This is a genomic window from Microbacterium sp. MMO-35 (assembly GCF_037147555.1).
Taxonomy (GTDB): domain Bacteria; phylum Actinomycetota; class Actinomycetes; order Actinomycetales; family Microbacteriaceae; genus Microbacterium.
Map to the genome: position 1 here is coordinate 47160 of NZ_JBBCVH010000006.1, position 12569 is coordinate 59728.

Consider the following 12569-nt stretch of genomic DNA (forward strand, 5'->3'; position numbering starts at 1 on the left):
AGCATATCGACGCCGAGAACGCCGGCGCGCGGGGATCCTGGGCCCGACCGGCCGGCGGCTCACGACCCCGCGGTCCCCGACACGGCAGCGAGCGCGAGCGTCGCCGCGATCACCGTGGCCGTCGCGCCGCCGAGGCCCCACAGGGCGAAGCGGCCCCAGGGCACCGACAGTCCGAGCGCGGTGATCCGGTGGTGCCAGAGCAGGATGGCGAGCGAGGCCCAGGGCGTCACCAGCGGACCCAGGTTGACGCCGATGAGCAGCGCCATGAGCGCGACCGGGTCGTGCGAGGCGATCGGCTCGAGCACGAGATAGGCGGGGAGGTTGTCGATGCCGTTCGCGGCGAGGGCGCCGAGGCCCGCCATGCGCAGCAGCTCGAGCGGTCCGTGCCCGGTCGCGGCGAGCGGCGAGAGCAGCGCAGCCAGGCCGCGGACGTGCGCGGCCTCGACGATCACGAAGAGCGCGGCGGCGAGGCCGAGCGCCTGCCACGGCACCAGCGAGAGACGCAGCGCCCTGCGCCGGCGGAACGCGAACAGGACGACGAGGATGAGCGCCGCCGCCGTCGCGGGGATCCACACGTCGCGCACGAGCGCGAGCAGCGGCAGCAGCGCGACGAGCACGGCGGCCGATGCCAGGAGCAGCACGCGGTCCGCCGGCTGCGCCTGCGGCGGAGCCGGGTACGTGCCGAACAGCGCGCGCCGGTTCGCGACGGTGAGGATCACGACGGGCACGAGCACCCCCGCGAGCGCCGGCGCCCAGCTCAGCGCCAGGAAGGCGGCCGGATCCGATCCGATCGTCGGCGCCGCGAGCAGGTTCGTGAGGTTCGAGACGGGCAGCAGCAGCGACGCCGTGTTCGCGAGCCACACGGTGGCCAGCGCGAAGGGCAGGGGCGAGACGCCGACGCCCTGCGCGAGCAGCACCACGACCGGTGTGACGATCACGGCGGTCGTGTCCAGTGAGAGGAAGATCGTGCTGACCACCGCGAGGAGGATCACCGCGGCCCAGAGCGCGATCACCCGGCCGCGTCCCCATCGGGCGAGGTGCTGCGCGACGACGTCGAACACCGCGGCGTGGCGCGCGAGCTCTGCGACGATCGTGATCGCGATCACGAAGCCGAGCACCGGTGCCGTGCGGGCGCCCAGCGCCTCGGCGTCCGCGACGGGCAGGACCCCGGTCGCCACGATGGCCGCGGCGACGATCACCAGGGCGACGACCGCCACCGCGCCGGGTCGCAGGCGGGCCCGTCGCGCGGTCACCGTCGTCTCCGTCCCGGCGGGCACGCCCGCCGACCGCGGTGCGGATCCGCGGCGGGGGCAGGGCGAAGGACGAGGAAGACCATCACGGGGTTCGCGGGCCCGACCGGGCGGCTCAGCTCAGGCCCGAGTAGACGTGCAGCCCCTTGAAGAACAGGTTCACGATGGTGAAGTTGAACAGCACCGCCGCGAAGCCGACGATCGAGAGCCACGCCGAACGGGAGCCGCGCCAGCCGCGCGTCGCGCGCGCGTGGATGTATCCGGCGTACAGCACCCAGATGATGAAGGTCCAGGTCTCCTTGGTGTCGAAGCCCCAGTAGCGGCCCCAGGCGTCGTTGGCCCAGATGGATCCGGCGATCAGCGTGAAGGTCCACAGGATGAAGCCGACGGTCGCGAAGCGGTAGGCGAGGCTCTCCAGCCGATCGGCCGTCGGCAGCGTCGCCAGGAAGCGCGGGCCCGGCTTCGCGACCTCGGCGAGGATGCGCGACTCGCGACGCGCCTGCATGAGCTGGAACACGCTGAGCGCGAAGGCCAGCGCGAAGAACGCCGTGCCGAGCGAGGCGACGAAGACGTGGATGACGAGCCAGACGCTCTTCAGCGGATCCGCCAGCGGCACGACCTGCGTGTAGAAGCCCGTCGCGGCGCCGCCCAGCAGCACCACGACGAGGCCGACGATGAACGTGCCCAGGTACTTCAGGTCGAACCAGATGTTCACGGCGATGTAGACCGCGATGATCAGGAGCGTGCCGGTCATCGCGAACTCGTACATGTTCGACCACGGCACCCGGCCGGCCGCGATGCCGCGCAGCACGACGCCGGCGAGGTGGAAGAGGAAGCCCAGCGTGGTGAGGGCGGTGCCGATGCGCGCCATCACGAAACGCGTCGGGGCGGTGCCGCCGTCGCCGGCGGACCCCGTCCGGGACGCCGCGGCGCCTGCCTTCCCCGCGCCGCCGGTGGGTCCCCCCACCGACGCCCCGACGAGCTCGCGCTCCGGCGCCACGGCCTTCGCGTCGGCCGCGACCTGCGAGCGCCGGGCCAGGTCGAACGCGTACGCGATGAAGGCGGCGGCGTAGATCGCGACGGCGGTCCAGATCGTCAGGATCGACATCGAGTCGAAGTTCATGGTGTCAGCCTACTTTCCACTACCGGTCGCCGAACTGGTCGGAGCGTCCGCTGTCATCGGGCTCGGAAGCGGTCGCCGAGTCCGTCCCGTCGTCGACCGCCGGGCTCGCCGCGGTCGTCCCCGCGGCGTCGAGCAGGCGCGCGTGCCCGTCGCGGAGGTCTTCCACGGCGGCAGCCAGGGTCGGATCCTCCCCCCGGGCGAGGCCGGCGTACTCCAGGCGCACGGCGCCGTCGACGACCACGGCCTTGACCCACATCCGGCGGCGCGGCACGAACAGCGCCAGCACCAGGCCGAGCACGGCGAGCGCCGCGAAGCCGAGCACCCACTGCTCGGACGGGTCGTGATGGATCTGCAGCGAGACGTAGCGCTTGACCGACTGCGCGTAGTCCTTCGCCCCCTGCGGCGCCTCGTTCTCGAAGGTGATCGTGCCCATGCCGTTCGGCAGGTCGGTGGTCTCCCCTGGGCCCAGCTCGATCGACTTCACGCCGGTCTTGCCGCCGGTGAGCTGGGTCATCCCCGCGGTGTCGAGCACGTAGACCGAGCGCGGGGTGCCGTCGTCGATGCCGAGGTCGCCCGCGAACACGTTGAGGGTCAGGGTGGGGTTCACGAGCGCCGGGTACACCGAGGTGAGCGCGCCGCTGGCCAGCTGCGCGGAGGTCGGGTAGAAGAAGCCCTGCAGTCCGAGCTGCTCCGGCAGTCCGTCGGTGACCTTGACGATCCCGATCGACATCATCGTGCTGTTGTTCTGCGGCAGGAACGGGACCGAGTCGTGGTAGACGACCTCGCCCTTCGCGTTCTTGACGGTGATCGTGGGGGCGTAGCCGTTGCCGAGCAGGTAGACGCGGTCTCCCGCGATGCCGAGCGGATGGTTCACCTGCACCGCGGCCTTGTGCGAGGACTGCCCCGGCTCCGACACGGTGACGTTCGCGGAGAAGTCGCCGGCCTGCCCCGAGGAGGGCTTGCCCTGCTCGAAGGGCTGGTAGGTGACGTCGAACGAGTCGAGCCGCATCCGGTAGGGCGCCAGCGCGTCGTCGGAGACGAACCGGCCGCGGTTCATGGAGGAGTAGTCGAGCAGCGTGTTCACGAAGCTCGTGCCCTGCACGACCACGCGCTGACCGGTGTAGGCGAAGCTGCCGCCCACGCCGACCGAGACCAGCACGCCGACGAGGGCGAGGTGGAAGAGCAGGTTGCCGGTCTCACGGGCGTAGCCGCGCTCCGCCGACACCGAGAACCCGCGTGCGTCGTCGTACCGCTGCACGCGGTAGCGCAGCGCCCGCAGCTGCTTCTCCGCGATCGTGATCGCCTCGGCCGCGGCGGCCTTCGCGTCGGTCCCGTTGACGGTGCGGGTGGCCTCGCGGTGGTCGTCCAGTCGCGACAGGCGTGCGGGAGTGCGGGGAGGGCGGGAGCGGAGCGCCTTCAGGTGGTGCTTGATCCGCGGGATCACGCACCCGACCAGGGAGAGGAACAGCAGCAGGTAGATCGCCGAGAACCACGCCGACAGATAGACGTCGAACAGCTGCATCGAGTCCATGATCGGGAACAGATCCGGATGGTCGACCTTGTACTGCGTGACGCCGTTCGGATCCGCCATCCGCTGCGGGAAGATCGAGCCCGGGATCGCGGCGATGGCGAGGATGAGCAGCAGCACGAGCGCGGTGCGCATGCTGGTCAGTTGCCGCCAGCCCCAGCGCAGCCAGCCCACGACGCTCAGTCGCGGCGACTCGACGCCGTCCCCGCCGGCGTCTCCGGATCCGTCGATGTGGTCGCTGGGGCGCAGCGGATCGGTCGATCCGCCGGCGCCGGGCTTCTTCTTCTTCGGGTTCTTCACTCTCGGTCCCTGAGGCTCACGGCGGGGCACGGTCTCGGATTCCTCCGCCGTTGCGGGGGCATCGGAGGCGGTCAGGTCAGAGCGGGAGTTCGACACTGCCGATCACCGCCCCGATGCTCGACATGATCGCCTTCCAGACGCCGGTCACCATGAGCAGGCCCAGCACGATGAGCAGCGCGCCGCCGACGACGTTGACCGCGCGCACGTGCCGGCGTAGGAACGACAGCGACCGCGTCGCCCATCCGAAGCCGAGGGCGACGAGCAGGAACGGGATCCCGAGGCCGAGCGAGTAGGCGACTCCGAGCAGGGCGGCCCGGCCCGTGCCTCCCACGCTCCAGGAGAGCGCCACGATCGCCGAGAGGGTCGGGCCCATGCACGGGCTCCAGCCCAGGCCGAGCGCGATGCCGAGCAGCGGGGCGCCGATGAGCCCGGCTCGACCGGAGACGTTCATCCGCATGGTGCGCTGGGCGAACCCGAACAAGCCGATGAAGACGAGGCCCATCGCGATGATGACCGCGCCGAGGATCCGCGTGATGAGGTCGCCCCAGCGCAGGAAGAACATGCTCGCCGCACCGCCGACGACCGCGAACAGCACGAAGACGAGCGTGAAGCCGAGGATGAACAGCAGCACCCCGAGGACCATCTGGCGCCGGGTGGGCGCCGCCGTCGTGCCGTCCTGCCGCGGGGCGGAACCGCCCACCGCTCCCCCGACGAAGCCGAGGTAGCCGGGCACGAGCGGCAGCACGCAGGGCGAGAGGAACGACAGGAGCCCCGCGAGCATGGCGACGGGCAGCGCCGCCCAGAGCGCACCGGTCCCGACGATGGCGTCGATGTTCACGACTGGGGGGTCGCTTCCCGGGCGTCACTTCTCATTCAGGGCGTCCTGTACGAGGGTCTCCAGGATCGACGCGGATCCGATCGGGCCGATCACGCGTGCCGCGACGCGGCCCTGCTTGTCGAGGACGAGCGTCGTGGGCGTGGCCTGGATCGACGTGACCTCGGCGAAGGCGTATTTCGCGTCGCCGGTGTTGACGTCGATGATGCTCGGGTAGGTGACGCCGTACTTCTCGTTGAAGGACTGCGCCGTGCCGGGCTGGTCGTACGTGTTGACGCCGACGAAGGAGACGCCCTTCCCGTCGAACTTCTGCCAGACGGACTCGAGGTCCTTCGCCTCGACCCGGCACGGTCCGCACGCGGCGTACCAGAAGTTGACGACGGCGACGTCGCCCGCGATGTCCGCGCTGCGGAACTTCTTGCCGTTCTCGAGCGTGCCCGCGAACGCGACCGGCTTGCTGCGGTCGGCCGGCTTGATCTCCTCGACGCGCATGCCGTCGGATCCGATGTAGCCCTTGTTGTCGCCGTTGCGGTACTGGTCGGCGACGGGATCGCTCGCGCAGCCGGCGAGACCGGCGACGAGGGCGGCGCCGAGCACCAGGGCGCCCGCCGTCAGGGCCCGCGGGCGCCGGATGCGACGGACGCGGGGGCGATCGGCGGCAGTCTCGAGGGGCGCGGACGGGCGCGACGAACTCAGAGGCATGCTCGGAATCTTACGAAAGGACTCTATGCGCCTGGTGGGCGCGGGCTGGGGGCGCCGCCCGTCGCGGCGCGGTCGCCGGTGCGCGCAGGCCGCCTTCCGTGCTCCGCCCCGCGCTCAGACCGCCGTCGCGATGAACGCCCAGAACAGCGCACCGGCGTAGATCAGCGTGCCGAGCGAGGTGAGGGCGAGCGCGATCACCAGCTCGGCGGGCTGCCGGTACGCCCAGACGATCACGACCGCGGGCAGGACCGCGAGCAGCGCGAGCAGGCCGATCCACGCCACGGGGTAGAACAGCGCGAGCAGCACGAGCGCCAGGAACGGCAGGATCACGAACAGCGTGTAGAGGATCTGGGTGGCGCGTCGACCGATCACGACGGTCAGCGTGCGCTTGCCGACCACGCGGTCCTGGTCGATGTCGCGGAGGTTGTTGGCCAGCAGCACCGCGCAGGCGAACAGGCCGACCGCCACCGCTCCGATCCACGCCTCCTGGGGGAGCCTGAGCGACTGCACCCAGGTGGTGCCGAGCGTCGCGACGAGGCCGAAGAAGACGAAGACGAAGACCTCGCCGAGCGCGTTGTAGCCATAGGGGCGCTTGCCGCCGGTGTAGAACCAGGCGGCGACGATGCACACGACGCCGACGGCGATCATCCACCACTGCTGCGTGCGGACCACGATCCCGAGCCCCGCGATCGCCGCGAGCCCGAAGAAAGCGAGACCGGTGTACAGCACGCTCTTCGCGCTCACCCGGCCCGAGGCGGTGAGCCGGGCCGGGCCGACCCGGTGCGCATCGGTGCCGCGCACCCCGTCGCTGTAGTCGTTCGTGAAATTCACGCCGATCTGCAGGCACACGGCCACCGCGAGGCACGCGAGCGCGATCACCCAGTGGAACTGCGGATCGCCCAGCCGCGCGGCCCCCGTGCCGACGAGCACGGGCGCGATCGCGAGCGGCAGGGTGCGCGGACGCGCCGCCCCGATCCAGTCGCCGAGGGTGACCGGCCGCAGCTGCTCGACCGGGCGCTTGGCCGGGTTTCCGGAGCGGGAGTGCGTCGCCGGGCGCGCAGAGGCGGGCACGGTCTTCTTGGTCTTGCGGTTCTTGGTCTTGCGGTTCGCCACCCCGGAATCCTAGCGGCGGCGGTTGTGGCGCCCCCGCCGGCCGCACCTCCGTCCGTCCGCGACCCGAGACGGCGCGCCCGAGACGGCGCACCCGACCGTCCGCGCGCGCCCCCGTCCGCCCGACCGTCCGCACGCGCACGCGCGCGCCCCCGCGGCCGCGCCCGTCCGCCCGACCGTCCGCACGCGCGCGCCCCCGCGCCCGCGGCCGCGGGCGCGAAACCGTGAGACCGAACCCTCGTTTCGAGACCGACGTTTCCATCGTCGGTCTCGAGACCCGCGTTCGGTCTCGCCCGCCCGTCCGCACAGCCGCCTGCCCGTCCGCCCACCCGAGACCGCGCGCCCGCCGGCCCGTCCGCCCGCCCGAGACCGCCCGCCCGTGAAACCACGAGACCGAACCTTCGTGCCGAGACCGACGTTCCCATCGTCGGTCTCGGCACGCGCGTTCGGTCTCGCCCGCCCGTCCGCCCGTCCGCCCACACGCGCGCGCCCGAGACGGCGCGCCCGCGAAACCGTGAGACCGAACCCTCGTGTCGAGACCGACGTTCCCCTCGTCGGTCTCGGGATCCGCGTTCGGTCTCGCGGGTGGGAGCCAGCGTCACGGCGGGGGTCCGGGCTCGCCAGCGGGGGCCCGGGCTCGCCAGCGCGGGGGGCGCAACCTCGCCGGCGAAGCCGGATCCGGTCAGCGCCGGCGGGCGTCGGAGATCGCGGCGCGGAGGTCGTCGGCGAGCACGCGCAGCTCGGCGTCGTCGAGCGTGTGCGCCGTGAGCCGGATCTGCGGCGAGGCCTCGTCCGGCTCGAGCAGGAACCCGCCGCCCGTGCGCACCAGCCAGCCGCGGCGCATCATCGCCTCCGACACGGCACGCGCGTCCACTCCGCACTCGACCCAGACGTTGAGCCCGTCGTCGCCGCGCACCGTGATGCCGCGCTCGCGCAGCAGGGCGCGCAGGGCGTCGCCGCGCTCGGCGTAGTGGGCCCCGGCACGCTCCAGCGCCGCCGGGGTCTCCGGATGGTCGAGCATGCCGACGGCGACGCGCTGCAGGATCCGGCTCACCCAGGTCTTGCCCGGCGAGAGCCGCGTGCGCAGCTGCGCCGCGGTGTCGGCGTCGCTGGCCAGCAGCGCGAGGCGCAGGTCAGGGCCGAGGAACTTCGACATCGAGCGCACGAGCGCCCAGCGCGGATGCCCCTCGGGGATCACGGAGTGGTAGGGCCGTCGCGAGAGCAGCGAGTAGTGGTCGTCCTCGATGATGAGCACGTGCGGCGCCTCCGCGAACACGGCCCGCAGCTCCGCGGCGCGCGCCGCACTGAGGCTGATCCCGGTGGGGTTGTGCGCGCGGGGGGTGCACACCACGGTGCGGGCTCCGGCGTCGATCGCGGCGCGGAGGCCCGCGACGGTCATCCCCTCCTCGTCGAGGGGGATCCCGAACGGACGGTAGCCGCCGAGCTTGACGACGTTGATGCTGGAGAGGAAGCACGGATCCTCGAGGCCGACCACGTCGCCGTGCGCGAGGGAGGCGACGAGCAGCCGCTCCAGCGCGTCGACGGCGCCCGAGGTGACGGACAGCTCGAACCGACCGGGCCGCGCCTCGGCCAGCCAGGCCGTCGCCCAGGTGCGCAGCCCCTCGTCGATGAGCGCGTCGCCGTAGAGCGCGGGGGTGCGCAGGTCGACCTCGGCGAGCACCGGCAGCGGCAGCAGATCGGGATCCGGGTTGCCGCTGCCGAGGTCGCGCAGCACGGTCTCGGCCGCGAAGCCCTCCTCCTCGGTGCGCAGCAGTTCGGTCACCACGGTGCCCCCGCGCCCGCGGCTCTCCACGGCTCCCGCACGCGCGAGCGCCCGATAGGCGGCGGCGACCGTGTTCCGGTTCACGCCGAGCGCATCGGCCAGCGCGCGCACCGTCGGCAGGCCCTCCCCCGGTGCGAGTCGGCCGGCGCCGATCAGGGCGCGGATCGAGTCGGCGATCTCATGCGCCGTGCTGCCCTGGATCCTCGCTTCGCCCACGTCTCCCAGCCTATGGGGAGGATCCGGCCCGGCGCGGATCCTCGGCAGGCCGTGGGCGTCTGCGGTCCGGATCCGGCCCGGCGCGGATCCGGCGCGAGGAGGCACCGCGTCCTCGCTCAGCGATCGGGCGTGCACAAATCAGGCCGGGCCTCTGCGGAAGGGGTCAGATCGGCCCGGATCCGCTTCGCAGCGCGGGTGCAGCCTGAATTGGGTGGCCGGGCGACGCGAGACCGGGCCGGACTCAGCCCGCGGCCGGCACGATCGGACGGTGCTCGTAGAACGTCTGCAGCACGACGGTCGTCCGCGTGCTGACGTTCGCCGCAAGGCGGATGTCGCGCACGAGCTGCTCCAGAGCGCGCGGCGAGGCGACCCGGACGAACAGCATGTACGCCGCATCGCCGGCGATCGAGTGGCACGCCTCGATCGCGTCGAGGTGCTCGAGCAGCTCCGGCGCGTTGTCGGGCTGGGCGGGATCGAGGGGCGTGATCTCGATGAACGCCGACAGCGGCTTGCCGACGGACTCCGCGTCGATCACGGGGCGGTAGCCGGCGATCGCCCCCCGCGATTCCAGCCGCTTCAGCCGGGACTGCACGGCGGACACCGAGAGTCCCGCGGCATCGGAGAGCTGGGCGAGCGTGGCCCGCCCGTCCCGGGAGAGGGCGGCGAGGATCGCGAGGTCGACAGGATCGTCCATATCTGGAATAATATCCTGAGTTCAGTCCATTCTGCAGGAATATTTCCTGCGAGTCCTCGATCGGAGGTCCCGATGTCCCTCACCACCACGTCCCGCAACGCTCTCATCGGCGAGCCCGAGGTCGTCGAGGACGCCTCGGTCGCGGAGCAGTCCGCCGCCTGGAAGCTCCTCAAGGACGCGGCGATCGCGATCCGCCCGCTGCAGATCAAGGACGGCTCCGTCCCGAACGCGGACGACCACGAGGCCGCCCGCACGCACGTCGCCGCGATCGTCGCCGGCATCCGCGCCCTCGCCCCTGCCTTCCCGCACGACGCCGACTACCTCGCCGCGTCCGTCGTGGACTTCGAGCGCTGGGCCGCCGAGGGCTTCGGCGTTCCCGACTTCCTCGACTCGCTCATGGCGTTCCAGCCCCAGCAGCACCGCGTCGACGGCATCCGCCACCTCGTCGTGTTCCCCATGTACACGCAGAACGGCTCCAGCGACCGCCTCGTCGAGGCGCTCATCGTCGAGACGATCTGGCCGGAGTTCATCGCCGACCTCGAGGCCGGCGACTACGGCAACAAGCTCTTCGTCTCGCTGCGCCTGGTGGACTTCACGCCCGGCTACGACACGAACTCGGCCGTGCTCTTCCCCGAGACCGTCGCGATGCGCGAGATCCCCTCCTTCACGTGGGGCGCGATCTTCCAGGACCGCGAAGCCGCCCGCTACCGCCGCGTCGTGCGCGCCGCGAGCGAGATCACGAACCTGGAGCTGCCCGAGCGGGCCGCGGCGATGCTCGACGACCAGGAGCTCGCCGAGAAGACGTTCGTGATGTGGGACATCATCCACGACCGCACCCACATGCGCGGCGACCTGCCGTTCGACCCGTTCATGATCAAGCAGCGGATGCCGTTCTTCCTCTACTCGCTCGAGGAGATGCGTTGCGACATGACCGCGTTCCGCGAGTCGGTCAAGATCGAGCGCGCGTTCGACGCCCGCATCGCCGCCGGTGAGCAGCTCACCGCCACCGAGCAGGAGATGCACGACTACGCGCACCTCGTGCAGTACGCGGTGATCTTCGACCGCATCTTCCGGTTCGCCATCACGGGCACCCGGACGCGCAACTACGACGCCGTCGGCGGTCAGCTGCTGTTCGCGTGGCTGCACCAGCGCGGCGTGCTGCACTGGACCGACACGGCCCTCGCCTTCGACTGGGAGAACGTCCCGGACGCGGTCGTGGCCCTGGGCGACGCGATCGACGACCTGTACTGGCACTCGATCGACCGCCCGAAGACGGCGCACTGGCTCGCCGCCTACGAGCTGGTCCGCGGCACGCTCACCCCGCACCCGGCCTCGCAGTGGGCCCGCGGCCTGTCGGACGAGATCCTCGCCGGCGCCCCCAAGGGCTACACCGACGCGGTGCTGGACGACGAGTTCCCGCTGTCGATGTTCTTCGAGACGCTCGACAAGAAGATGAAGCCGGTCATCGAGTCGACCGTGGGGATCCGCGGCACCGACGACTGACCGGAGTCCCGCAGGGATGGCGGGGGATCTCCCGGGGATGCAGAATCGACCCGGGAGCCCCCGCCATCCGTCTTCCTCCCGCACGCCGAGCCGATCACCAGGAGCACCGCATGACCGTCGCAGGACGCACCGTACTTCTCGCCGGCGCCACGAGCCCGTCCGGCCTCGCGATCGCCCGCGCGCTGCGGAGCGCCGGGGCGCGCGTCGTCGCCGTCGGGCGGGATCAGGTCAAGCTCGACGCGCTCGCGGCGGCGCTGCACTCCGGCGACCCCGCCGGGCCCGGGTCGATCCGCATCGAGCGCTGCTCGCTGACGAACGAGGCGGAGGTCGCCTCCCTCGCCGAGCGCCTGGCGGCCGACGGCGAGCACGTCGACGGGCTCGTCCCGCTGGTCGGCGGCTGGCGCGGCGGCGGCGGCCTCGCCGGGCAGACCGAGGAGGACTATCGCGCTCTCGAGCAGGCGTTCACCGCCGTGCGGGTCACGAGCCGCGCATTCGACGCCGACCTCCGCGCCTCCGATGCCGGACGGTTCGCGATCATCTCCTCCACCGCCGTCGCCCGGCCGCTCGCCGGGGGCGCCAACTACGCCGCGGTGAAGGCGGCGAGCGAGTCGTGGACCCGCGCCGTCGCCCAGGGCTTCGCGAAGGCCGCCAGAGACGACGAGCAGCCGCTGCACGCGGCCGCGGTGGTGCTGCGCGTGCGCGGCCTGGACGACGCGATCGACGCCGTCGCGCAACGGATCGTCGCCCTCTGGGACGAGGATGCGGCCGCGCTGAACGACCGCGTCATCGACGTGGCCTGACGCCTACCGGCTCGTCCTGCGCCCCGCGGGGGACGGTTCAGGACGAGCGCTGACGCCGGGCGACGAGCGCCTGGATCGGGCCCGACAGCACGAGCAGGAACAGCGCCGAGTACCCGATCGCGGGAACGCAGATGGAGACGATCAACGAGATCGCGAACATCGTCGCCGTGACGATCTCGGCGACGATGCCTCGTCGCAGCGACCCGGGCGCGATCCGATGCAGCGCCGGATGCCTCCAGAGGTACACGCGCGTCGCGACCATGAACAGGGACGACATGAGCAGAGAGCCGATGTAGACGATCTTCTGCGTGCTGTCCGTGGGCATCGCCCCGAGCATCGCCGTGCTCACCGGCAGGCAGACGATGGTGAACATCCACCCGACCTGCAGCCAGACGAGCGGGATCCGGACCCGTTCGACCCGGTCGAAGACGCGATGATGGTTGATCCACAGCAGGGCGATGATGAGGAAGCTCAGGGCGAAGCTCCACAGGGGTCCCTGCTCCTCCTGCAGATATTCCAGCGTCGTCTTCCCCTCCCGCCCCAGCTCCGTGACGTTCTCCATGAGCGGCAGGATGAGCAGGGTCATGGCGATCGCGACGACCGCGTCCACGAACGCCTTGAGCCGCTCGGCCGAGAGGATCGGTTGCGACGAGTCCTCGGGGATGGGGTCGGCGGGCTGGCTCACTCCGGCATGCTCCCGTATCGGAGCGGATCCGGTCAAGGCA

Annotated in this window: 11 protein-coding genes; 2 read left to right on the forward strand and 9 right to left on the reverse strand. The window is 71.8% G+C overall.

The annotated features are described in order from the left end of the window. Positions 1–59: 59 nt before the first annotated feature. From WFJ01_RS13470 to WFJ01_RS13505, 8 genes are all read right to left on the reverse strand, one after another. On the reverse strand, positions 60–1253 hold the full coding sequence (locus tag WFJ01_RS13470) for an SLC13 family permease (RefSeq protein ID WP_295034069.1): 1194 nt from the start codon (positions 1251–1253) through the stop codon (positions 60–62). Between the two features lie 112 nt (positions 1254–1365). Next, the gene (gene ccsB / locus WFJ01_RS13475) at positions 1366–2373 is read right to left on the reverse strand and encodes a c-type cytochrome biogenesis protein CcsB (protein ID WP_336629318.1); all 1008 of its coding nucleotides are present in this window, start codon (positions 2371–2373) and stop codon (positions 1366–1368) included. A 19-nt stretch (positions 2374–2392) separates the two neighbouring features. Then, entirely contained in the window at positions 2393–4201 is a 1809-nt protein-coding gene (gene resB, locus WFJ01_RS13480) for a cytochrome c biogenesis protein ResB (protein ID WP_336629319.1), read from the reverse strand. Between the two features lie 76 nt (positions 4202–4277). Then, a complete protein-coding gene (locus WFJ01_RS13485) occupies positions 4278–5039 on the reverse strand; it encodes a cytochrome c biogenesis CcdA family protein (RefSeq protein WP_251438779.1) in 762 nt (253 codons plus the stop codon). A 24-nt stretch (positions 5040–5063) separates the two neighbouring features. After that, positions 5064–5738 (reverse strand): TlpA family protein disulfide reductase, encoded by a 675-nt coding sequence (locus WFJ01_RS13490; RefSeq protein WP_336629320.1) that lies wholly within the window; start codon positions 5736–5738, stop codon positions 5064–5066. 114 nt (positions 5739–5852) lie between these two features. Then, positions 5853–6851 (reverse strand): 1,4-dihydroxy-2-naphthoate polyprenyltransferase, encoded by a 999-nt coding sequence (locus tag WFJ01_RS13495; RefSeq protein ID WP_442928050.1) that lies wholly within the window; start codon positions 6849–6851, stop codon positions 5853–5855. 679 nt (positions 6852–7530) lie between these two features. Next, positions 7531–8847, reverse strand: coding sequence for an aminotransferase class I/II-fold pyridoxal phosphate-dependent enzyme (locus WFJ01_RS13500; protein ID WP_336629321.1), 1317 nt, complete (start codon positions 8845–8847; stop codon positions 7531–7533). A gap of 241 nt (positions 8848–9088) precedes the next feature. Continuing rightward, the gene (locus WFJ01_RS13505) at positions 9089–9541 is read right to left on the reverse strand and encodes an Lrp/AsnC family transcriptional regulator (RefSeq protein WP_285813935.1); all 453 of its coding nucleotides are present in this window, start codon (positions 9539–9541) and stop codon (positions 9089–9091) included. Positions 9542–9613: 72 nt separating this feature from the next. On the opposite strand from WFJ01_RS13505, the gene WFJ01_RS13510 reads away from it, so the two are divergent. Together WFJ01_RS13510 and WFJ01_RS13515 are read left to right on the forward strand one after the other, a co-directional pair. Beyond that, a complete protein-coding gene (locus tag WFJ01_RS13510) occupies positions 9614–11044 on the forward strand; it encodes a DUF6421 family protein (protein ID WP_336629322.1) in 1431 nt (476 codons plus the stop codon). Positions 11045–11154: 110 nt separating this feature from the next. Next, complete coding sequence (locus tag WFJ01_RS13515) at positions 11155–11844, forward strand: SDR family NAD(P)-dependent oxidoreductase (RefSeq protein WP_292885297.1); 690 nt, start codon at positions 11155–11157, stop codon at positions 11842–11844. A gap of 37 nt (positions 11845–11881) precedes the next feature. Here the strand turns inward: WFJ01_RS13515 and WFJ01_RS13520 are convergent, their stop codons facing one another. Continuing rightward, on the reverse strand, positions 11882–12529 hold the full coding sequence (locus WFJ01_RS13520) for a TMEM175 family protein (protein WP_292885300.1): 648 nt from the start codon (positions 12527–12529) through the stop codon (positions 11882–11884). Positions 12530–12569: the final 40 nt, after the last annotated feature.

Coding starts and splice junctions, on each gene's coding strand:
- WFJ01_RS13515 (WP_292885297.1), top strand. CDS start 11,155: ATGACCGTCGCAGGACGCACCGTACTTCTCGCCGGCGCCACGAGCCCG.
- WFJ01_RS13510 (WP_336629322.1), top strand. CDS start 9,614: ATGTCCCTCACCACCACGTCCCGCAACGCTCTCATCGGCGAGCCCGAG.
- WFJ01_RS13490 (WP_336629320.1), bottom strand. CDS start 5,738: ATGCCTCTGAGTTCGTCGCGCCCGTCCGCGCCCCTCGAGACTGCCGCC.
- WFJ01_RS13505 (WP_285813935.1), bottom strand. CDS start 9,541: ATGGACGATCCTGTCGACCTCGCGATCCTCGCCGCCCTCTCCCGGGAC.
- ccsB (WP_336629318.1), bottom strand. CDS start 2,373: ATGAACTTCGACTCGATGTCGATCCTGACGATCTGGACCGCCGTCGCG.